Origin of the sequence: Klebsiella sp. A-Nf5 (genome assembly GCF_002810545.1) — a bacterium.
Classification (GTDB): Bacteria; Pseudomonadota; Gammaproteobacteria; order Enterobacterales; family Enterobacteriaceae; genus Klebsiella; species Klebsiella variicola.
Window position 1 is genome coordinate 1 of the sequence record NZ_PIOG01000095.1, and the last position, 414, is coordinate 414.

Sequence of the window (414 nt, forward strand, 5' to 3'; positions counted from 1 at the left end):
TCGGCCTGACGAAATCTCTGGCGCTGGAAGTCTCCAGCCGAAATGTGCTGGTTAACGCTATCGCCCCAGGACCGATTGAAACCCCGCTTATTGAGGGTATTCACCAGGCGTGGAAAACGGCCAAAACGGCGGAGCTGCCGCTGGGGCGCTTTGGGCGAGCAGAAGAAGTGGCGCCGGTGGCGCTGCTGCTGGCCAGCGAGCCTGGGGGTAACCTGTTCGTTGGCCAGACGCTGGGGCCAAATTCGGGTGATGTGATGCCTTGAGGAGTGGATGATGTGCGGAGTGTGCGGCCTGCTTGATAACGGGCCGCAGTGGAGCGATCCGCTGCGGCAGGATATTCCCCTACGCCAGCTGCGTCTGCGGCAGCTGGCATTACTAAACCGTACGCTGAAGCCCTGGCGCCTCTCGCTGACG

At 62.1% G+C, this 414-nt stretch carries 1 protein-coding gene; it reads left to right on the forward strand.

All coding sequences use genetic code 11. From position 1 onward, the window contains the following. A partial coding sequence (locus CWM53_RS10405; RefSeq protein WP_133124346.1) for an SDR family oxidoreductase occupies positions 1-263 on the forward strand: 263 nt, incomplete at its 5' end. Positions 264-414: the final 151 nt, after the last annotated feature.